This window comes from Mesorhizobium sp. WSM3873, from assembly GCF_001672445.1.
Lineage (GTDB): Bacteria > Pseudomonadota > Alphaproteobacteria > Rhizobiales > Rhizobiaceae > Mesorhizobium.
The window spans coordinates 109,733-130,694 of record NZ_LYTM01000001.1; the positions used below are offsets into that span (position 1 = coordinate 109,733).

At 64.7% G+C, this 20,962-nt stretch carries 21 protein-coding genes and 1 pseudogene; 12 read left to right on the forward strand and 10 right to left on the reverse strand.

Annotation, left to right across the window (positions count from 1 at the left end):
- Window positions 1-3: 3 nt before the first annotated feature.
- From A9K71_RS00480 to A9K71_RS00500, 5 genes are read left to right on the forward strand one after another with little or no spacing between them, the layout of a single operon-like run.
- The gene (locus A9K71_RS00480; protein ID WP_066989029.1) at window positions 4-1,080 is read left to right on the forward strand and encodes a Gfo/Idh/MocA family oxidoreductase; all 1,077 of its coding nucleotides are present in this window, start codon (window positions 4-6) and stop codon (window positions 1,078-1,080) included.
- A complete protein-coding gene (locus A9K71_RS00485) occupies window positions 1,080-1,898 on the forward strand; it encodes a sugar phosphate isomerase/epimerase family protein (RefSeq protein ID WP_066989031.1) in 819 nt (272 codons plus the stop codon). Before A9K71_RS00480 ends, A9K71_RS00485 begins: the two co-directional genes overlap by 1 nt.
- Complete coding sequence (locus A9K71_RS00490; RefSeq protein ID WP_066989033.1) at window positions 1,898-2,716, forward strand: alpha/beta hydrolase; 819 nt, start codon at window positions 1,898-1,900, stop codon at window positions 2,714-2,716. The genes A9K71_RS00485 and A9K71_RS00490 overlap by 1 nt, the downstream gene beginning before the upstream one ends.
- A complete protein-coding gene (locus tag A9K71_RS00495; RefSeq protein ID WP_066989035.1) occupies window positions 2,713-3,435 on the forward strand; it encodes a ribulose-phosphate 3-epimerase in 723 nt (240 codons plus the stop codon). Before A9K71_RS00490 ends, A9K71_RS00495 begins: the two co-directional genes overlap by 4 nt.
- Window positions 3,435-4,484 carry an ROK family protein gene (locus A9K71_RS00500; protein WP_066989037.1) on the forward strand — a complete coding sequence of 350 codons (1,050 nt, stop codon included), beginning with the start codon at window positions 3,435-3,437 and terminating at the stop codon, window positions 4,482-4,484. Before A9K71_RS00495 ends, A9K71_RS00500 begins: the two co-directional genes overlap by 1 nt.
- Here the strand turns inward: A9K71_RS00500 and A9K71_RS00505 are convergent.
- Entirely contained in the window at window positions 4,450-5,007 is a 558-nt protein-coding gene (locus tag A9K71_RS00505) for a hypothetical protein (protein WP_245299493.1), read from the reverse strand. The two genes, A9K71_RS00500 and A9K71_RS00505, sit on opposite strands and share 35 nt — an antisense overlap.
- Before the next feature lie 221 nt (window positions 5,008-5,228).
- On the opposite strand from A9K71_RS00505, the gene A9K71_RS00510 reads away from it, so the two are divergent.
- Both A9K71_RS00510 and A9K71_RS32270 read left to right on the forward strand, forming a co-directional pair.
- A complete protein-coding gene (locus A9K71_RS00510) occupies window positions 5,229-6,185 on the forward strand; it encodes a LysR family transcriptional regulator (protein WP_066989039.1) in 957 nt (318 codons plus the stop codon).
- A 49-nt stretch (window positions 6,186-6,234) separates the two neighbouring features.
- Window positions 6,235-6,369, forward strand: a pseudogene (locus A9K71_RS32270) (NAD-dependent dehydratase); the annotation flags it as partial.
- A 7-nt stretch (window positions 6,370-6,376) separates the two neighbouring features.
- Here the strand turns inward: A9K71_RS32270 and A9K71_RS00515 are convergent.
- From A9K71_RS00515 to tssH, 9 genes are all read right to left on the reverse strand, one after another.
- On the reverse strand, window positions 6,377-7,084 hold the full coding sequence (locus A9K71_RS00515; protein WP_066989406.1) for a GntR family transcriptional regulator: 708 nt from the start codon (window positions 7,082-7,084) through the stop codon (window positions 6,377-6,379).
- A gap of 118 nt (window positions 7,085-7,202) precedes the next feature.
- Window positions 7,203-7,949 (reverse strand): aspartate/glutamate racemase family protein, encoded by a 747-nt coding sequence (locus tag A9K71_RS00520; RefSeq protein ID WP_066989041.1) that lies wholly within the window; start codon window positions 7,947-7,949, stop codon window positions 7,203-7,205.
- A gap of 11 nt (window positions 7,950-7,960) precedes the next feature.
- Window positions 7,961-8,683: an ABC transporter ATP-binding protein gene (locus A9K71_RS00525; protein WP_066989044.1), complete on the reverse strand. Its 723-nt coding sequence runs from the start codon at window positions 8,681-8,683 to the stop codon at window positions 7,961-7,963.
- Complete coding sequence (locus A9K71_RS00530; protein ID WP_066989046.1) at window positions 8,680-9,459, reverse strand: ABC transporter ATP-binding protein; 780 nt, start codon at window positions 9,457-9,459, stop codon at window positions 8,680-8,682. The genes A9K71_RS00525 and A9K71_RS00530 overlap by 4 nt, the downstream gene beginning before the upstream one ends.
- Window positions 9,460-9,462: 3 nt before the next feature.
- Window positions 9,463-10,443, reverse strand: coding sequence for a branched-chain amino acid ABC transporter permease (locus A9K71_RS00535; RefSeq protein WP_066989047.1), 981 nt, complete (start codon window positions 10,441-10,443; stop codon window positions 9,463-9,465).
- Window positions 10,444-10,450: 7 nt separating this feature from the next.
- Window positions 10,451-11,317, reverse strand: coding sequence for a branched-chain amino acid ABC transporter permease (locus A9K71_RS00540; protein WP_066989049.1), 867 nt, complete (start codon window positions 11,315-11,317; stop codon window positions 10,451-10,453).
- A gap of 80 nt (window positions 11,318-11,397) precedes the next feature.
- Window positions 11,398-12,600 carry an ABC transporter substrate-binding protein gene (locus tag A9K71_RS00545; RefSeq protein ID WP_066989051.1) on the reverse strand — a complete coding sequence of 401 codons (1,203 nt, stop codon included), beginning with the start codon at window positions 12,598-12,600 and terminating at the stop codon, window positions 11,398-11,400.
- A 283-nt stretch (window positions 12,601-12,883) separates the two neighbouring features.
- Window positions 12,884-13,156, reverse strand: coding sequence for a hypothetical protein (locus A9K71_RS00550; RefSeq protein ID WP_066989408.1), 273 nt, complete (start codon window positions 13,154-13,156; stop codon window positions 12,884-12,886).
- A gap of 133 nt (window positions 13,157-13,289) precedes the next feature.
- The gene (gene tssH / locus A9K71_RS00555; protein WP_066989053.1) at window positions 13,290-16,130 is read right to left on the reverse strand and encodes a type VI secretion system ATPase TssH; all 2,841 of its coding nucleotides are present in this window, start codon (window positions 16,128-16,130) and stop codon (window positions 13,290-13,292) included.
- A gap of 332 nt (window positions 16,131-16,462) precedes the next feature.
- Here tssH and tssA point away from each other — a divergent pair, with 332 nt between their 5' ends.
- The 5 genes from tssA to tssE are packed head-to-tail and all read left to right on the forward strand — an operon-like array spanning window position 16,463 to window position 20,961.
- Window positions 16,463-17,662 carry a type VI secretion system protein TssA gene (tssA, locus tag A9K71_RS00560; RefSeq protein ID WP_066989055.1) on the forward strand — a complete coding sequence of 400 codons (1,200 nt, stop codon included), beginning with the start codon at window positions 16,463-16,465 and terminating at the stop codon, window positions 17,660-17,662.
- A gap of 5 nt (window positions 17,663-17,667) precedes the next feature.
- Complete coding sequence (gene tssB / locus A9K71_RS00565; protein WP_066989057.1) at window positions 17,668-18,204, forward strand: type VI secretion system contractile sheath small subunit; 537 nt, start codon at window positions 17,668-17,670, stop codon at window positions 18,202-18,204.
- A 3-nt stretch (window positions 18,205-18,207) separates the two neighbouring features.
- Complete coding sequence (tssC, locus tag A9K71_RS00570; protein WP_066989059.1) at window positions 18,208-19,713, forward strand: type VI secretion system contractile sheath large subunit; 1,506 nt, start codon at window positions 18,208-18,210, stop codon at window positions 19,711-19,713.
- Window positions 19,714-19,772: 59 nt separating this feature from the next.
- Entirely contained in the window at window positions 19,773-20,222 is a 450-nt protein-coding gene (locus A9K71_RS00575; RefSeq protein WP_170950255.1) for an Hcp family type VI secretion system effector, read from the forward strand.
- Window positions 20,209-20,961, forward strand: a complete 753-nt coding sequence (tssE, locus tag A9K71_RS00580; protein WP_066989063.1) for a type VI secretion system baseplate subunit TssE — start codon at window positions 20,209-20,211, stop codon at window positions 20,959-20,961. The genes A9K71_RS00575 and tssE overlap by 14 nt, the downstream gene beginning before the upstream one ends.
- The last annotated feature ends 1 nt before the right edge of the window (window position 20,962 follow it).

Genomic DNA, 20,962 nt, shown 5'->3' on the forward strand with positions numbered 1-20,962 from the left:
GCGATGATCCGCAAACAAGACCGTCGTCTTCGTGTCGGTGTGCTCGGCTGCGGGCCGATCGCGCAGTTCGCGCATCTGGAATCCTGCGTGAAGGCAGCCAATGCCGATCTCTACGCGATCTGCGACGCGGCGCCCGACCTGCTTGCGCGCATGAGCGCCACCTACGAGCCGCAAAAAATGTATGGCGACTATGACGAGATGCTCGCCGACCCCAAGTTGGAGGCGGTGATCGTCGCGACGTCCGACGCCTACCACGTGCCGATGTCGATCAAGGCGCTCGAAGCAGGCAAGCACGTGCTTTGCGAAAAGCCGATCGGCATTTCCGTCGAAGAAGGCGAGAGGCTGGCGGAAGCGGCCAAGCGCTCCGGCAAGGTGCTTCAGGTCGGGCATATGAAGCGCTTCGACCCGGCGCTGGAGGCGGCGCGCGATTTCGTGCGCGACGAGATGGGCGAGATCTTGGCGCTGAAGGCCTGGTATTGCGATTCCACCCATCGCTACACCAATACCGACGCCGTGCAGCCGCTGCCCGTCACCAGCAAGCTGGCGAGGAAGCCGGCCGGCAATCCGAAGGCGGACCTGAGACAGTATTTCATGCTGGCGCATGGCTCGCATCTGGTCGACACGGCGCGCTTCCTGTGCGGCGAAATCACCGCCGTGCGCGCGCGGCTCAACGAACGCTTCGGCGCTTATTGCTGGTTCGTCGAGACGGAGTTCGCCAATGGCGCGCTCGGCCATCTCGACCTGACCGTTGCGGTGCGCATGGACTGGCACGAGGGCTTTCAACTCTATGGCGAGAACGGCTCGGTGATCGCGAAGACCTTCAATCCCTGGTATTTGCGCGCCAGCGAGGTCGACATTTTTCATGAGAAGGACGCGACGTCGCGCAAGCCGCTCGGCGCCGACGGCCACTTCTTCCGCCGCCAACTGGAAGGCCTCGCCGACACGGTGCTCAACGGCGCGCCGCAGCGCGGCGCTACCGTGGAGGACGGGCTCGCTTCGATCCGCGCCATGGTGGCGATCGCCCGCTCGGTCGAAAGCGGCCAGCGCGTTGAGCTCGCCGGCGTCACCGGAGCGATCTGATGCAGGTCGGGGTGTTCGCCAAGACTTTTCCAGGCGGCGAGCCGGCCGGCGTGCTCGCCGCCGTTCGCGAAGCGGGCTTCGCAGTCACCCAGTTCAACCTTGCCTGCGCCGGCCTGCCGTCGATGCCGGACGATGTTCCCGACGAAGCGATCCGTACGATCGATGCCGCCGCTAAGGCTAGCGGCGTCGGTCTCGTCGCGCTGTCGGGAACCTACAACATGGCGCATCCGGACAGCCGGGTGCGTGATGACGGGCTGCGGCGGCTCGGGGTGGTCATTGAGGCAGCCGCCAGGCTTTCGATCCCGCTGGTGACACTGTGCACCGGAACGCGCAACGCCGAGGACCAATGGGCGCACCACCCCGACAATGCCGATCCCTCGGCTTGGGCCGACATAGCGCGGGAAATGGAGAAGGCGCTTCAGCTCGCCGAGCGCCACGGCGTCGATCTCGGCATCGAGCCGGAGCAAGCCAACATCGTGACCTCCGCCGATGACGCCGTGCAGCTGATTTCCGAGATGGGTTCGAACCGGCTGCGCATCGTGCTCGACCCTGCCAATCTGTTCGAGCGAGCGAATGCCGACGAGGCACGCGGCATCGTTGCCGAAGCGGTCGAGCGCACGGCGGGTCATGTCTCTTTGGCGCACGCCAAGGACCGCTTCGCCGACGGGCGCTTCGCCACGGCCGGACAAGGCGTGGTCGACTTCGACGACTTCGTCGCTCGCCTGAGGGCCACAGGCTTCGACGGGCCGCTGGTGACGCATGGGCTTTCGGCCGAGGAAGCGCCGCGCGTCGCCCGCTTCCTCAAGGGGCTCATGTGATGGGCACGCTGCTGCGCGACGGCGCCACGCTGCATATGACCGACACCGGCGAAGGCCTGGCGGTCGTCTTTCAGCATGGGCTCGGCGGCGGCGAGGCGCAGGTCGCGCAGACTTTCCCCGCAGGCTTCCGGCGCGTCACGCTGGAATGCCGCGGGCATGGCGGCTCTGGGCTCGGCAAGCGGCGGCCGTTCTCGTTCGAAATCTTCGCTGACGATGTGCTTGCCGCCGCCGATCGTGCCGGCCTCGACCGCTTCGTTGCCGGCGGCGTCTCGATGGGCGCCGCGATCGCGCTTCGCCTCGCCTGCCGTCATCCGCGGCGCGTCGCCGCCCTGGTCCTGGTGCGGCCGGCATGGACGTTTTCGCCGGCACCGCAGAACATGCGGCCGATCACCGAGGCCGCCGAGCTCATCCTGGAACACGGGACCGACAAAGGACGGACGATCTTCGCACGATCGGACACGGCCACGCGGCTCTACCGCGAGGCGCCCGACAATCTGTCCTCGCTGCTCGGCTATTTCGACCGGCCCGACGCCAAGGAGTTCGCGCAAGTGCTCGCCGACATCGCCAGCGACGGTCCAGGCGTTTGCGACCGCGACGTCGCGGCGCTCGAAATTCCTGGGCTGGTCGTCGGCAACGCGATGGACGCGGTGCATCCGCTGTCGAGCGCCTACACGCTTGCCGCCGCGATGCCGCACGCGGTCTTCGCCGAAATCACGCCGAAGGCGCGCAACAGCGCCAGACATTTCATCGAACTGCACGAGCAGATCAGTTCCTTCCTCCAGTCCAACTCGAATGCCCGGAGCCTCATTCCGTCATGACCGCCAAACCCGTCTCCGGACCCGCGGCAATAGCCGCACTGCCGCGCAACCGGCTTATCGGCGAATTCTCGCTGTGGTCGGCGGATCTCGCCAATATGGAGCGCGACCTGAATCGCATCGAACCCCATGCCGATCTGCACCACATCGACGTGGCGGACGCCCGCTTCACCCCCGGCTTCTTGTTCTTCCCCGACATGGTGGCGCGCATCGCCAGGCTGACGGCGAAGCCGATCCACGTTCATCTGATGGTCGAGGCCGAGATCGTCGAGGCTCAGACGCGCCAGTTCATCGAGGCTGGTGCCGATCTCGTCACCATCCATGCCGAGAACGGCGCGGCAGGCTTGCGCGCCGTGAAGCTGGCGCGCGAGCTCGGCGCAGAGGCCGGCGTGGTGCTGCGGCTGGAGACGCCGGTTGAAGCGATCGAGCCGTTCCTGCCACGCGTGGCCTTCGTGACGCTGCTCGGCACCTCGATCGGGGTCAAGGGACAGAGCCTGTCCGAGGAGGCCTGCCCAAGGCTGATCGAGGCTCGCGCGCTGATGAGGAAGGCCGGCCGCGAGGCCGACATCCGGCTCGCCGCCGATGGCGGCATCCGCCATGAGACGGTGCCGCTGCTGCGCGCCGCCGGCGCCGACACGGTGGTGCTGGGCTCGCTCGCTTTCGGCGATCCCGATCTCGCCCAGCGCATGGCCTGGCTGCATGGACTGAAGGCCGCCGCCTGATGAGCACGATCGCCCTTGCCTTCGATCTCGGCGGCACGGAGCTGCGCGGCGCGCTGGTCGAGCGCAGTGGCGAGGTTGTCAAGCGCGTCTCGGCGCCGACGCTCGCCGGCGCCGGATCGGAAGCGGTCATCGGCCAGATCATCGCGCTGGCGGACAGGCTGCTTAAAGAACACCCGCAGGCAAAGGTCAGCGGCATCGGAATGTGCGCGCCGGGGCCGCTCGACCCCAAGGCAGGCATCGTCATCGGGCCGCCGACGCTCGCCGGCTGGCACAACGTGCCGCTGATCGACATCCTCAGCCGCCAGTTCGGCTTGCCGGTACGGCTGGAGAACGACGCCAATGCCGCGGCGCTCGGCGAGTGGCGTTTCGGCGCCGGCCGCGGCGCGGGCTCGCTGGTCTTCGTCACCGTCTCGACCGGCATCGGCGGCGGCGTGGTCGCTGATGGCCACATCTACCATGGAAGGCGCGGGCTCGCGGCCGAGATCGGCCACATGACCATCACCGGCGAAGGCGACCGCTGTTTCTGCGGCAACGTCGGCTGCTTCGAGGCCGTTGCTTCCGGCACCGCGCTCGGGCGCCGGGCGACCCGCCTCACCAAGCCAGGCGACGGCTCGGTGCTCAGACGTCTTTCCGACGACGGCGACGTCTCGGCCCGGCATGTCGTGGATGCCGCGCGCGCCGGCGACGCGGCCGCCCGCGAACTGGTCGAGACCGAGGCGAAATGGCTGGGCATCGGCTTCACCAATCTCCTGCATCTCTATTCGCCGGACCTGATCGTCATGGGGGGCGGCCTCGCAAACGGGTTCGATCTGCTGGCGCCGGGCATCAGGGCGACGGTCGAGGAACGCGCCATGCAAGCCTATCGCGACGTGCCGATCGTGCCGGCCGAACTCGGCGACCGCGCCGGGCTGGTCGGCGCGGCAAGCCTGATCCTGTGGGAGGGCGAGCCGGGAACGGCGCTGGCGATGGTGCAGAACGAGCAAACGAAGCTCGGCGAAAAGACGGCCCGATCGATCATCGAACGGATGAAGGAGAGCGAAGGGAACTGAGACCGCCCGCCTTCCTATTGTCCGCGCCCGGCTCGGTCTTGGGCTGAGGTCGCGCCAGAAGATAAAGGGCGGCCACGTGCGTAATCATCAGCAGGGGCACATAGATGATCGGGATCGCGTATGCGGCGCCCAGCTGCCCGGCCTGCTCGGGCAGATGAAGCACGGTGCCGTGATAGTAGTCGCCGACGAGGTCGACTATTCCCACCAGATTGAAGGCCGCGACGGACGGCCAGAAGATCGAGGACCGCTTCACGCCAAGCAGCGCCAGCATGGCCAGCAGCCCGGTCGCGAAATCGCCATAGGCGGCAAAGACCGCGAAGTCCGCCGGGAGGTTCGGGCCAACCACGCCCGGAACCAGGAAGACCAGCCCGAAGAAGCGGAAGCTGTGCAGCGTCGCGATAGCGCGCTGCGCCTCGACGCAGTCCATGAGCCTGAGCCTCGGCCAGATATAGGCGCCGAAGCAGAGCAGCCACGGGACGTAGCCCAGGACGAGATGGATGTTGAAGATCGTCGCCGGCGTCATACTTGCCTCCCGTTAGAGATTGGCTGGAACGGCTTCGAATACCGCCTTCAGGATACCGAGACGGCCTTCCAACAGAGATTTAGCGAAGGCGGCGGCCCCGACGCCCGCAACCGCACGCGATCCAAATCGTCCGTCATTGCCACTTCCCTCCAGCCTTCCAATCGACAACACAGATACGACCGCTTTGTGCCGGGAACTATCCGCGATAATCTCAATGGGTCATGAAGCAAAACTTCACAGTCCGGCATGGCGCCCTCGACGGCGTCGAGGCGTTCCTGAGCGTCGCCAGGCATCGCAATTTCCGCAAGGCGGCGGCGGAGCTCGGCGTCACGCCATCGGCGATCAGCCAGGCGGTGCGGACATTGGAAGCGCGCATCGGCGCCGCGCTGTTCGTCCGCACGACACGCAGCGTCGGCCTGACCGAAGCCGGCGAGCGTTTTTTCTCGCGTGCCCGGCCAGCCTTCGAGGAATTGGTAGCAGCAAGCGAGGTCGCGCGCGAAGTCGGCCAGCGGCCGGCTGGGCTTTTGCGCCTGTCGGTACCGCCTGCGGTGGTGCCGACGCTGCTGGAGCCGATGATCGCGTCCTTCTGCCAGGCCTATCCCGAGATCGAGCTGGAGATCGTCGCTAGCGGCGAGCTGGCGGACCTCGCAGCCGAGGGATTCGACGCCGGTATCCGGCTCGGCGACCTCATCGCGGCCGACATGGTCGCGGTTCGACTGACGCCGTCCTTCCCGATGGTGGTCGTCGGCAGTCCCGACTATCTACGCCAGCGAACAACGCCGGAGCGCATCGAGGATCTGCGCCACCATGCCTGCCTGCGCCTGCGCCGATCGAACGGTTCGGTCGCGCCGTGGCGCTTCGCCAAAGGCAACAAGGCGGTCGAGGCAATCGTTTCCGGGCCGTTCATTGCACACGACTATCCCACGCTGCTTGGCGCTGCGATCCGGGGCGCCGGGCTTGCCCAGGTGCCAAGCCCGATTGCCGCCGCGGCGCTCGCGGACGGGCGCCTCGAAACGCTGCTTTCGGCCTTCGCTGCGACATCGCCGGGTGTCTTCCTCTACTATCCGGAAAAACATCAGGTCCTGCCCAAGCTGCGCGCGTTCATCGATCACATCAGGTATCGAGGCGGCGCCGAGACCTCCCGAAAACGGCCGAGGGAACGGCAGGCCCAGGTCTAGCGCATCAGGCCGATCGGGCAGCGATCCACGACTGGATGGGGTGGCGATAGCGCAGGCCGGCGTCAAAGTATCGGTAGTGCCGCTTCCGCAGGTGCATGACACGGTGAAGCAAGGCCTGATCTCGCCGCTGGTGGCGCTGACCCGCGCCAAGGGCATGTCAGCCTATCTCGGCCTCGGGGCACACGCCTCCTTCAGGCGCGGAGCAGATCAGCGAGGCTGTCGGACTTCTCGACCTTGTCGGTGAGATCGAGCCCGGAGAGCAGATCGACCAGATGGCTGTTCATCAGCGCCGCGGCGTCGGCGCTGTCGCCGGCTTCAATGGCGTCGACCAGTGCGTGATGGGCATGTTTCTCGCAGGTCGCGTCGCGGCGTTTCCAGTAGAGCGCGATGATCAGCGAGGAATGCGAGACGAGGTCGCGCACGAAGTTGGTGAATACCGAATGCGCCGCGATCTCGGCGATGCCGACATGGAAGCGCGCCGACAGCATGATGGCGTCGCTGTCGCGACCGGCATGCAGCGCCTCATGCTCCTTCTCCAGGTGCATTCGCAATTGCGCGATGTCGGAGGGCACCGCCGCCTTGGCGGCGAGCGCCGCCACCTTGGGCTCGATCAGCGCCCTTGCCTCGAACACTTCGCGCGCCTCGATCTTCGAGGGCTGCGCGACGAAGGCTCCGCGATTGGGCTCCAGCCGCGCCAGCCGGTCATGCGCAAGGGCCTGCAAGGCGGCGCGGACGACGGTGCGACTCACCGAATAGATCGACGCCAGTTCGTCCTCCGGCAGCTTGGTCCCCGGGGCGAGACGATGGCTGACGATGGCGTCTCTCAGCCCATAGTAGATCGGCGACCAGCGCGCTGCCGGCTTGTCGTCGCGATCGTCTTCTCTGAGTACCGTCAACATGCTTTCAATGCGCAGGCCCGACACGGCCCGCTCTGCCCCCAAATCGCCAGCGGCCGGTCCAATCTAATGGCGCTCGCGCCCCGGTCAATCCCGCGGGACCGATCTCCCGGGGCCGCGTTTACCCAGGCGAACCGGCGCCCGGGGGAGACGCCGAAGCGAAGATGCCCGCGAAACGCTTGCCGCGCGGGGCGGCATAGCCGCCGATCTTCGATGTCTTCAAGCCGACCTTGAACAGGCTCTCGGCCAGGGTGACGGCGCAGACGACGCCGTCAAGCACCGGAACGCCATGCTCTTCCGACAGGCTGTGCGCAAGGTCGGCCATGCCGGCGCAGCCCAGCACGATCGCCTCGGCGTGATCCTCGCGAATGGCGCGCGCGATCTCGTCCGAGATCCGATGCCTGGCGTTCGAGCCTGGCCGTTCAAGCTCGAGCACGGCGACTTCCGACGAGCGCACTTTGGCGCAGCGCGAGGAAAGACCGTATTTCGCAAGGTTGTGCTCGATGGCGGGGACTGAGCGGGCGAGCGTGGTGACGACGCTGAACTTGCCGGCGACAAGGCTGGCGAGATGGAAGGCCGCCTCGCCGATGCCGATGACCGGCGCTTCGGTCGCGCAGCGCGCGGCGTCGAGCCCGGTATCGTCGAAGCAGGCGATCACATAGGCGTCCGCCACCGGTGCCTTGCTCATCTCGGCGATGATGCCCGGTACGGCAAACACCTCGTCGAAATAGCCCTCGATGCTCGGCGGACCATCGGCCGGATTGACAGCGACGATTTCGGTTCCTGAGGACGCGACGCTTGTCGCCGCCTTGCCGATCTTGCCGGTCATCGACGCGGTCGTGTTGGGGTTGATGACGAGTATGCGCATTAAAATCAGCCTCAGATCTCGCCGCCGAGATAAAGACGTTTGACCCGGTCGTCGCTCAGCAATTCGGCGGAGTTGCCGCTCAGGGCGACGCTGCCGGTGGTCAGCGCATAGGCGCGCTGCGAAATGCGAAGCGCCATGCGGGAATTCTGCTCGACCAACAGAACGCTGACCTTCTCGTCGCGGTTGATGGCGACGATCGAGCGGGCGATGTCCTGGACAAGTTTTGGCGCGACTCCGAGCGACGGCTCGTCGAGCAGCAAAAGCTTCGGCTTGGCCATCAGCGCGCGGCCGATGACCAGCATTTGCTGTTCGCCGCCGCTCATCGTGCCGGCGGCTTGGGAGAAGCGCTCCTTCAGCCGGGGAAAGCGCCCCAGCACCATCTCCAACGTCGCCGCGATCTCGGCCTTGCTCGAGCGCGTGAAGGCACCCATCAAAAGGTTGTCCCTGACCGTCATATAGGGAAAGACGCGGCGCCCTTCCGGCACCATGGCGATGCCCATCTTGACGATCTCATCCGGAGCGGCACCGTCGATGCGCTTGCCGCTGTAGTGAATCTCGCCGGACCTTATCCGGTTGAGCCCGGTGATGGCGCGCAGGATCGACGACTTGCCGGCGCCGTTGGCGCCGATCAGCGCGACGGTCTCACCCTCATTGACCTCGAGCGAGACGCCCTTCAGCGCATAGACGTGATCGTAATAGAGTTCGACGCCGGCGAAGTTCAGGATCTGGTTCATAGCCCGATCGCCTCGTCTTCGCTGCCGAGATAGGCTTCGATGACCTTCTCGTTGGCCTGGATTTCCGACGGTGTTCCCTCGGCGATCTTCTGCCCGAAATTGAGCACCACGATGCGGTCCGAGATCTTCATCACGGCCGGCATGTCGTGCTCGACGAGCAGGATGGTAAGGCCGAGATCGCGCAGGCGCCGCACCATCGCCACCATGCGCATCGTCTCCTCGTGATTCATGCCGGCAAAGGGCTCGTCGAGCAGCAGGATCGAGGGATCGGTGGCAAGGCCGATGGCGATGCCCAGCGCCCGCAAATGGCCATGTGGCAGGTTGCGGGCGATCTCACTGGCAAGCGAAGCCAGGCCGAGCAGCGCCAGGATCTCGTCGGCGGACTGGCCGAAAGCCGCTTCGTCTGCCTTGGCCGTGCCGGTGCCGAGAAAGAAACCGACGAGGCTCGCCTTCGAGCGCAGATGATGCGCGATGATGACGTTGTCGCGCACGCTCATGCTCTTGAAGATCGTCGTTTCCTGGAAGGTGCGCACGACGCCCTTGCGCGCGGCAATATGCGGCGCCATGCCGGAGATGCGTTCACCCTTCAGGCGGACCTCGCCGGACGTTGGCCTGAGAAACGACGAGATCAGCTTGAACAGCGTCGACTTGCCGGCGCCGTTCGGACCGATAACCGAGAGAATCTCCTTTTCGCGCACCGAGAAGGAGACGTTGTTGACCGCGACGAGACCGCCGAAGCGCTTGGTGATGCCGGAAACTTCGAGCATTTCGGCCATGGCTCAAGCCTTCTTCCGGGTCGGAACCGTGAGGCTGAGCAGGCCGTTTGGCAGCACCAGCATCAAAACGATCATCAGGCCGGAATAGATCAGGAGCTGGAATTGGCCGGTCTGGAACAAGAGGTCCCAGCCGAAATAGAGCACCAGCGTGCCGAGCATCGGACCGAACACGTAGCCGAGGCCGCCGAGGAAGCAGTTCAGCATGAAGTTGACGGAATCGGTGACCGTGAAGCTCGACGGATAGATCGACTGCGAGATGGCGGCGAAGATGGCGCCGGCGAGACCGCCGAAGAAGGAGGACACCGCATAGGCGATGACGCGTAGATAGGCGATGTTGACGCCGATCGAGGAGGCGAGTTCCTCGTTCTGCTGCAGCGACTGGCAGAGCTTGCCGATACGCGAGTTGACCAGCCGATACATCACCGCGAAGCAGCCCACCATCAGCGTGACCGCCAGCAGGTAAAAAGCGAGCCGCGAATTCTGCAGCGTGGCGAAGTCGGGGATGATGGTCAGCCCGAAGACCGAGAGCGCACCGGGCAGCGGGATGCTGACGATGCCCTTGGCGCCGTTGGTGATCGGCAGCGCCAGCGCCAAGAGCCGCACGACCTCGGTCAGAACCAGCGTCACCATGGCGAAATAGACGCCGCGCAACCGCAGGATCGGCAGACCGATCAGCACGCTCGCGGCGGCGCAGAAGAGACCGGCGACAGGCAGCGTCAGCCAGAACGACCAGCCGTGGTTCATAACCAGTATGGCCGAGACATAGCCGCCCATCAGCGCATAGGCGCCCTGGCCGATATTGATGCGGCCGATGTAGAAGGTGAGCCACACGCCGGCGCTGGCGATGCTGAGCAGCGCCACCGAAGTCAGCGTGTAGTAGAGGTCGATGCGGCCGCTGGCCGAGATCGCGGCCGGCACGGCGATGAAGACGATCGCCAGGAAGGCTGCGACCGAAGCGATCTTCATGTTGCGATTGCGGGTCATGGCGCGATCAACCCCACGGCTTGCCCATCAGCCCGTTGGGGCGGATCGACAGAAACACCATCAGGGCGGCGAAGATGACGAGGTAGGTGACGTCGCCATATTCGCGCAGCGCGGTCAGGCCGACCGATTCCATCATGCCGAGGATGAAGCCGCCGGCGATCGCGCCGCCGACGACGCCGGCGCCGCCGATCATCACCATCAGGAAGGCCTTGATCGAGATCGGGCCGCCAATGCCGGAATTGACGCCGGTGATGGTGACCAGCAGGCCGCCGACAACGCCCGCCAGCATGGCACCGAGCGCGAAGCCGATCATGGAATAGCGGTCGACCCTGACACCCATCAGCTGGGCCGCGACACGGTCCTGAGCGAGCGCGCGCATGGCGCGGCCGACCCGGCTGTACTGCATGTAAAGGACAAAGGCGGCGATGAAGACGATGGCCAGAGCGCCGACAACCAGGCGGTCATAGGGCATGATGATGCCGGCCTCGTTGAAGACGCCTTTGACGATCTTGGGAACGCCGCGCTGCTTCTCACCGAACATGAGCAGGATGACGGCGTCGAAGAAGAAGGCCGTCGCGGCGGCGAGCAGCATGGTGCTCTCCTCGCGGTGACTGCGGCGGATAACCGTTCGAAAGAGGAATCTCTCCATCAGCGCGCCGATGACGGCGAGCGTCACGCCGGAGGCCAGCAGCGCCACCACGAAAGGGAGGCCGAGTTGGCCGTAGACGGTATAGGTGATGAACCCGCCCAGAACGTACATCTGCCCGTGGGCGAAATTCAGCACGTTCATCAGGGCGAAGATCAGGGTTAGCCCGAGCGCGATCAGCGCGTACTGGGCGCCGAGATACAATCCGTTGGCGATGACCTGTTCCATGGATCCTTCGATCTTCCGCGGGGTCCGAGCATCGCCCGGACCCCCGGCATTCGGGAGGAAGTAACCTTAGGAACCCAAACCTAGTCGACGGAGCCGACGAACAGGGTCTGGAAAGCGCCGTCCTTGTATTCGTTGACCACCATCGGCACGGCTAGCTGACGCTTCTGGCCGAAGGAGGTCGCGCCGACATAGCTCAGCTTGGCGTCGCCCTTGAGGAAAGGGTTGGGCGCCGAGAAGGTGTCCATGGTCTTCTTGAATTCGTCGACATTGTTGATGGCGGCCGGATTGGCCTTCATCGTCTCGATGATGTACTCCAACGCGTAGACCTTGGTATTGGACTCGTCGTTATACTCGCCGAACATCTTGGTATAGCGGGCGACGAACTCCTTCATCTCGTCGGACGCGATTTCCGGCGTCGAGGCACCGCCGACGGAGATGAAGCCGTTGGCGTATTCGCCGGCGCCCTCCTCCAGAACCTTGGCGTCCTGCGCCGTCTCGGTCGAGATCAAGCCCTCGAAGCCGAGCTCGCGGGCGGCGCGGATGAGCAGCGGCGCGTTGGCCGGCGCCACGCCGGACAGCACCAGCAGATCGGGCTTCAGCGCGACGATCGGGGTCAGCACCGGCGTGAAGTCGCGGGTGTCGTTCTGGTACGTGTCGTTCTGCGCGACGACGTCGAGCCCGAGCGCCTTGGCCGCCTCGACGCCGCTGTCACGCTGGCTGAGCGGGTCGGATTCGTTCGCGGCGACAAAGGCGATCGTCTTCACGCCCTTGTTTTCCTTGAGGTATTTATAGATCGCCGGGCCCGACTGGTAGTTGGCGATCATGCCGAGCACGGCGTTCGAGGCCGGCTTCTGGTAGAGCGCCTTCGGGAAGGCGTAGGGGAAATAGATGATGCCGTTGGCCTCGGCTACAGGGCGCACCGCAGCAGCGCCGTCATCGACATTGGGTCCGACGACATAGTGGATGCCCTCCTGCGCCATCTTCTCCATGCCGGCGATGGCGCGCTTGGGATCTTTCTGGTCGTCGAAGGTGACGATGTTGATGTTGTAGGTGTCGTCGCCGATCTTGACGCCGCCTTTTTCGTTGAGCCAGGCGGCGCGCGTCTGCATCGAGCGCACATTGGACGTGCCCCAGGCGGCGGCGGGACCGCTGGTGACACCAACAAAGCCGATCTTCAGTTCCTTGTTTTCAGCCTGCGCGGACGGGATGCCTATGGCGGCCATGGCCAGGGTCGAGGCGGCGCCAAGCACCAGCGATTTCAAAGTCGAGCGTCGGTTGATCATATCGGTTCCCTTCTGGTTATCGCGCTTTTGTTTTTGCTCATCGGCTGCGCGGATAGCCTATGGGAAGCCGCCTGCGAGAGATTGTCAACAGATTTCTTTGTTATTGTATACAATGTTTGGGCTGAATGTGTGCGACGGCAGAGCGGCCCAACCGCGGCGCAGGCTGAGGACTGGCTGCCCGAACGGCCAGCCACCTCGGCGAACGATCAGTGCGCGGCATGATAAAATGGAGGCGGTCGCGGCTTACCGACGGCCGGCCCGTACGAATGGCGCGGGGCAGACCTTATTTTCCGCAATGATGGTCGTTGATTTTGTTCAGCGCATTCGCGTCCGGCCCCGTCCGGTGGTATGAACACGCGCCCGCCGCCGTGGTGACCAGCATGGCGTCATAGTAGCGCGGCCCGCCGAACAGGATGTCGATGAGGTCGCCTTCGGTCGGAACGTAGCGCTCCTGCTCGACCGGGCGCTTAAGATGCCGGTCGCCGGCGAACGCCGCGCCGGACACGCCAATGGCCGTGGCCAGAACGAGAGCGGAGATCGCAAGGTTTTTCGTCATCGGCGGCACCTTTCCGGCCATTTCGGGTCAGCAGCATATCCAAAATCGCCAGCGGAGCAAAAGTTCCCAGTCTCTATCTTCAAAATAGCTTGGCCCGATTGGGCGCTACACTCCTTCCCCGGAGTTGCTGCGGCTACTCGAAGGAGTAGGTAAAACCTTCCTTGGACGCGCCGACGGTGACCTTCGTCATCTTCGCGCCCTCCAGCGAGCGGTTGAGCACGCCGCGGCTGAGCTCCGGCAGCAGCGTGTTGGTGAGGATGGCGTCGATCATGCGGCCGCCGGACTCGATCTCGGTGCAGCGCGCCTTGACCAGATCCATGACGCCGTCGCCGATGACCAGTTCGGCATCGTTGGTTGCTTTAAGCCGCCGCGCGATCTTGCCGAACTGATGGCGGGCGATCGCCTCGATCATCGAATCCGACAGTGGATAATAGGGTATGGTGACCACCCGACCGAGGAAGGCGGCCGGGAAAACTTTCAGCAGCGGAGTGCGCAGGGCCGCGTCGAGATCGTCAATGCCGGTCCGCACGGTGCCGTTCTTGGTGCGGTCCATGATGACGTCGGAGCCGACATTCGAGGTGAGCAGGATCAGCGTGTTCTTGAAATCGATGCGCCGGCCCTCGCTGTCGTCCATCATGCCCTTGTCGAAGACCTGGAAGAAGATTTCGTGGACGTCCGGATGCGCCTTCTCGACCTCGTCGAGCAGGATCACCGAATAGGGTTTGCGCCGCACCGCCTCGGTCAGGATGCCGCCCTTGCCGTAACCGACATAGCCGGGCGGCGCGCCCTTGAGCGTCGAGACGGTATGCGCTTCCTGGAACTCGGACATGTTGATCGAGATCAGGTTCTGCTCGCCGCCATAAAGCGTCTCGGCAAGCGCCAGCGCGGTCTCGGTCTTGCCGACGCCGGAGGGGCCGCAGAGCAGGAATACGCCGACCGGCTTTTCCGGCGCGCCGAGGCCGGCGCGGCTGGTCTGGACACGTTTGGCGATCATCTCCATCGCGTGATCCTGGCCGACCACGCGTTCCGAAAGGGTCGCGGCCAGCCTGAGCGCTTTCTCGGTCTGGCTGGACAGCATCCGTCCGGTCGGGATGCCGGTCCAATCCTGCACCACGGCGGCGACCGCATTGCGATCGACCGAAGGCAGGATCAGCGGCGTCTCGCCCTGCGCCGCGGCAAGCTCCGCCATCAGCTCGCGCAGCCGCGCGAGATCGGCAGACGAACCGGCCGATCCCTCGGCGATCGTCTCTCCGACGACCGCCTCGGGTTCGACCGCCTCGCCCTTCGCCGCCTTGGCTTTCGAGCCCTTGGATTTCGCGGGCTTGGTTTCAGCCGCCTTGCTCTCGGGCGCCTTTGCTTCGGGAGTTTCGGACGCAGCCGGCTCAGCCGCTACGGTTTCCTCCCCGGCCTCCCCCCCCGCCGCATCGAGCGGCACGCCTTCACCGCGCAGTTTAGCGCGCAGGTCAAGAATCTCGGCGACCAGTGCTTTCTCGCGATCCCAGCGCGCCTGGGCGGCGGCTAAGGTGGTCTCGGTTTCCGCCAGCCCGGCATCGACGCGAGCCTGACGGTCGGCGACCTCGATGCCGATCGCCGCCTCGCGGCCGATGATGCCGCTCTCGACCTCCAGCGCCTGGCGGCGGCGCAGAATGTCCTCGACCTCGGCCGGCGTCGCATGCTGCGAGACCGCAACGCGCGCGCAAGCCGTGTCGAGCAGGCTGACGGCCTTGTCCGGCAGTTGCCTGGCCGGAATGTAGCGGTGCGAGAGCGCGACCGCCGCCTCGATCGCCTCGTCCAGTATCTGGACCTTGTGGTGCTGCTCCAGGACGCCGGCGACGCCGCGCAGCATCAGCACGGCCACAGCTTCCGACGGCTCCTCGATCTTGACCACCTGGAAGCGGCGCGTCAGCGCCGGGTCCTTCTCGATATGCTGCTTGTATTCGGCCCAGGTCGTGGCGGCTATGGTGCGCAGCTCGCCGCGCGCCAGCGCCGGCTTCAAAAGATTGGCGGCATCGCCGGTGCCTGCGGCACCGCCGGCGCCGATCAGCGTATGCGCCTCGTCGATGAACAGGATAATCGGCACCTCGGAGGCCTGAACCTCGTCGATGACCGCCTTCAGCCGCTTCTCGAACTCGCCCTTGACGCTGGCGCCCGCCTGCATCAGCCCGACATCGAGCATGCGCACGCTGACATTCTCAAGCGTCGGCGGCACGTCGCCCTGGGCGATGCGGAGCGCAAATCCTTCGACCACCGCCGTCTTGCCGACGCCGGCCTCGCCGGTCAGGATCGGGTTGTTTTGGCGGCGACGCATGAGGATGTCGACGATCTGCCGGATTTCCGGGTCGCGGCCGACGACCGGATCGATCTTGCCGTCGCGGGCGCGCAGCGTGAGGTCGGTCGCGTATTTGGCCAGCGCCGAATCTCCGCCCGGACCGCGCTTCATCGGCTGTTCGGCGGCGGCAGAGGCGGGAGGTGTGCCGGCTTCGAGCGAGCCTTCGGTCACGTCGGCGAAACGGGAAACGACGCCGTCGGCATCGATCTTGTCGAATTCGGCGCTGATTTTCGAGACCAGGCCTTCCAGCACCGGCGTCCTCAGGCAGGCCAGCAGGATATGGGCGCTGCGCACCTCCTCCACGCCGAACTCCAGCGTCGCCAGGTTCCAGCCTTCCTGGATGGCGTGGAAGATGTGATCGGAGAATTCCTCGACGGAGGTCGCGCCGTAAGGCAGCTTGTCGATGGCTCGGGTCATGTCAGCCGTCAGCCGGCTGACGTCCAACCCGGCATCGGCGATGATCATCTGCACGTCCGAGCGCTCGGACAGCACCAGTTGCTGGATGAAGTGGACGAGCTCCACATAAGGATTGCCGCGCAGCTTGGCCGTATCGGCCGCGGCCTTGAAGGCGCGCACCCCCGTGGCGTTGAGCTTGGCGACCAGTTCCTTACGCTTGAAGCTCTGCGATGACCGGCGCTGTTCCATTCGAACTTGCTCCCGCAATCTGCCAACCGTACCCTGCCATATAAGCGGCGGCTTGACAAAGCCGCGTGACGGATAAGGCGTTTGGATCTATCCGGGCGGCACTGCCCGGTTACACAAGCTCTGCAATGTCGTGCAAGAAACACCGAATTGCGGTCCGGGCTATGCGAGCCATTTCACATACCCGGCCCGGTAATCGCGCAATGGGTTTTGCTGAAAGAAACGGTCGCGTTTAGCATCCGTTAGTTTTTGAGCAGCTGCTCAATTGTCGTGACGCGAGGCCGGTGGTAACGTTGCGTCACATAGGGTCTCAGGGCCGCTGGCTGGGGGTTAGTGTGATTGATCTCGCACTCTGGCTGAATCCTCTGAACGGTGAAAATCCGTCGGGAGAGGACTTGCGTAACGACCCGGCCTTTCATGAGCTGGAGCGCCTGACCGAACAGCAGAAAAAGGTCGAATACGAAGGAAACAACAAATCGGAAGTCGATGTTCCGGTCGACTGGTCCGTCGTACTCACCAAGGCGGAGGAGTTGCGGTCGCACGGGCGGGACCTGCGCCTTCTCGTCCTGGTTGTGCGTGCCCTTGCCAACGAAGAACAGCTGGGCGGGCTCGCCGAAGGCCTGACACTGATCGCCCAAACCTTCGACAGGCATTGGGAAACGATGCATCCGGCACTGCGCTCTGGCGCCACGGCGCGCGAGGCTGCCTTGCGGCGCATCAATGCGCTGATCGACCTGCAAAACAGCCAGGACGGGCTGCTCAAGGATCTGCGCGGCATGGTCTTCTTTGCGCCGCGCACGGTCGGCCCGATCAAGGGAGAGGACCTGGAGAAGGGCAGCCTCGACGAACACGTCATGCTGCAGGAGGCTGCTTCGGGACTGGGCGCGGCGGAAAAGGCGGCGCTGGTAAGCGGCCACAACCAGCTGGTGAACCGGGTGCGCACCGGGTGCAAGGCGCACGTCGATCAGGCCGGCGAGGCGATGACCTCGCTGCTCGCCGACGCCCGCGCGGTGATCGCCGCTCTCGACGAGGTCGACGCCGCCCTCAACAAGCGCATCGACGGCAGTGGCCCCGCCATTCCGGAATTGAGACGCTTCCTGCAGCGTTTGCTGACGACGCTGGAGCGGAATTCCGCCGCCGGTGCCGGGGCGAACGGCGCCGCAAAGCCAATCCCGCAGCCGGCGGAACCGGCAGCGCCCGGCCCAAACGGCCATGGTGGCGAAAGGATGGGCGCCGAAGCGAGGGGAGCCGAATCGATGGCAAGTGTCGCAAGCTATGCGGAACCGGGCGCCGGGCTGCCCGACCGGATCACCTCGCGCGACGACGTCGTCAAATGCCTGGATCTCGTCGTCGCCTTTTATGACCGCACCGAGCCGTCGAGCCCGATCCCGCATCTCGCCCGCCGCGTGCGCCGCATGGTGCACATGGATTTCGTGGAACTGATGGAAGATCTTGCCCCGTCGGGGCTGAAGGAGTTCCGGCTGCTTGCCGGTGTCCCCGATCCGAAGAAGCCGGCCCAGAAGGATGAAAGGTAACAAGCATGCCAGCAGAGAGCAAAGCGAAGGTCATCGAAAGAAACCGCGCCCCGCGCGTGCAGATCGCCTATGACGTCGAGACCTACGGCAGCCCGACAACGATCGAACTGCCGTTCGTCATGGCCGTGATGGCCGATCTTTCCGGCGCTTCACAGACCAAGGAAGCGGTGAAGTCGGTGCTCGACCGCAACTTCGTCGAAACCGACGCCAACCGCTTCCCGAAGTTCATGGAGGCCATGGGGCCGCGGGTGAAGGCGCGGGTAAAGAACACACTCCCGCAAGCCGAGGGCGCCGAGCGGGACGAAGAGCTCGCGATCGATCTCACCTTCTCCAAGATGGGCGATTTCGCGCCCGACAAGATCGCCGAGCAGGTCCCGCAGTTGGCCGAGATTCTCAAGATGCGCCGGCAGCTCGAAGAGTTGCTCGGCTTCATGGATGGCCGCGTCGACGCCGAAAAGCGCATCGCGCAGCTTCTGAACAACGAACCGCTGCTGAGCAAGATCGCCGGCCAGGCGATTTCTGAGGGCAAGGGCGAGGAGTAAGTCATGGCTGAACAGCAAAAAACCGCAGCCGCCACCGCCGAGGCGGAAGCGATTGACCTCGGCGAATTCAGCGGCCTCCTGGAAAAGGATTTCAAGGTCAAGAAGGACGACAGCGAGAAGTTGCAGCAGCTGGTGCGCAACCTGGCGCTGGCGGCGCAGTCGCGCTCCGAAACCACCACCATCTCGTCCAATGCGATCAAGTCGATCAAGTCGCTGATCGCCGGCATCGACAAGATGCTGACGACGCAGGTCAACGAGATCCTGCACGCGCCGGAAGTGCGCGAGATGGAAGGCACCTGGCGCGGCCTCTGGTATCTCGTCAACAACACCGAGACGGATACAAAGCTCAAAATCCGGGTGATGAACATCTCCAAGGAACAGCTGGCCGACACGCTGGAAGACTATGAAGGCCAGATGTGGGACCAGAGCCCGATCTTCAAGAAGGTCTATACGGACGAGTATTCGATGCTGGGCGGCGAGCCGATCGGCTGCATTCTCGGCGCCTACGAATTCTCGAACCATCCGCGCGACGTCGGCCTGCTGCGCAACATCTCCGGCGTCTGCGCCTCGGCGCACACGCCCTTCATCGCCGCCGCCTCGCCGCGCCTGTTCCGCATGGACAGCTGGCAGGAACTGCCCAACCCGCAGGACCTGCAGATGATCGTCAACAACCCGGCCTATGCCTCGTGGCAGTCGCTGCGCGAGAGCGAGGACGCCCGCTATATCGGCCTCACCATGCCGCGGGTGCTGGCGCGCCTGCCTTACGGCTCGGAAACCGTTCCGGTGAAGGGTTTCACCTTCGAGGAAGAGGTGGGAGGCGACCACAACAAATATGTCTGGATGAACGCCGCCTTCCCGATGGGCGTCAACATCAACCGCAGCCACAAGCTTTTTGGCTGGGGCACACAGATCCGCGGCGTCGAAAACGGCGGCACGGTGCTCAACCTGCCGGTGCACGCGTTTCCGACCGACGACGGATCGATCGCGATGAAATGCCCGACGGAAGTCGCTATCGACGACCGGCGCGAAGCGGAGCTCGCCAAACTCGGCCTGATGCCGATCCTGCACCGGAAGAACACCGACCTTGCGGCCTTCATCGGCGCCCATTCGCTGCAGGACGACGAGACCCGAGCCGGGCGTCTGGTCGATCCCGACGCGCAGGCCAACGAGCGGCTCAGCGCCAACCTGCCCTACCTGTTCCCGGTCTCGCGCTTCGCCCACTACCTCAAGGCGATCGCGCGCGACAAGATCGGCTCGTTCAAGGAACGCACCGACATGCAGATCTGGTTGACCGAATGGATCAACCGGTACGTGCTGGCCAATCCAGCCTTTGCCGACGACAAGGCGCGCGCCAAGCGCCCGCTCGCCGCGGCCGAGGTCCAGGTCGACAGTGTCGAAGGCCGGCCCGGTTACTACAACGCCCGTTTCTATCTGCGTCCGCACTACCAGCTGGAAGGCATCAATGCCTCGCTCCGGCTGGTGTCCGAACTGCCGTCAGTGAAGGGGTGAAATCGCAAGCATAGTCATCTTGTTTGGTTTGAGAGCGGTGGAGAAAGACAATGCCTTCAATGAAGATCGATGGTTTTCTGAAAGTTCCGGACATCAAGGGTCCCAGCGTGCGCGACGGCCACGAAGATGAGATCGAAGTCCATGGCGTCGACTACAAGATGATCGCGCCTTACGATCCCAATTCGCTCTCGCGCCGCGGGCGCGTATCCTTGGGGATGATCAAGTTCACCAAGCATTACGACAAGGCGTCGCCTTACCTGAAGAAGGCGCTGTTCGACAACAAGGCGCTCGACGAAGTGGTGTTTTCGGCGCGCCGCACCATCGACGGCGAGACCAGCGATTATCTGGTGGTGACGCTCACCGACGCTTCGATCATGGAATACGACATGAAGCAGGCCGATGACGAGGCCGACCTGATCGAGGAAGAAGTGAGCTTCGCCTACAAGAAGATCAAATTCGTCTACGACAAGGACGACGAGATCGAAATGGATGTCTATGTCGGCAAGTGAGGCCAAAAAGCCCGGCGCAAGGGCGCAGCTCGCCGGCAGTTCGCGAGCAAAGCGCGAGGCGGTCCAGCCCTCCCTCTGGGACCGCCTCATCAACGACCTGCCCGGGCTGACGTCGGAGATCGAGGGGCTGCGTCGCCTGCTGGAAGAAGAACTCGGCGCCGAGCGCGTCGAGGCTCTTCTTGCCGGCAGCGCACGCACCATCGATGCCGATGCGGAACTCACCCCCGACCAAAAGCGGCGCCTGCACCGTCTGGTGTTCCAGGCCGAACATCGCGCCGAGATCGAAAGCCGCGGCGTGGTGGTGTCGGCGCGGGTGCTCAGGGAAGCCGTCCGGCGCGACATCGAAGCCTTGTTCAACACCGAGCGCTTCGAGTCCGTTCCGATGCTTTCCGATGCCGAGCACGAACAGCCCCTGGACGAGCTGCCGTCGCTTGCCGACTTTCCGGAGGTGCGCCGCAGCGTCGTGAACTACGGCGTGCCGTCCTTCTCCGGCCGCTCCTCGCGGGACTTCGACCGCGATACCCTGGCGCGCGAGATCCGCGCGGTGCTCGCCACCTTCGAGCCGCGGCTCAAGGAAAGCGCCACGACGGTCAATGTCACCCTCGGCGACAAGAGCGTCGGCCTGAAGATCGAGATCGACGCCGTGCTGATCATGACGCCGACGCCGGAGCGCATGCGGCTGCGCACCACGATCAATCTCGACAACGGCCTGGCGCGAACCGAATTCCGGGAGACCTGAG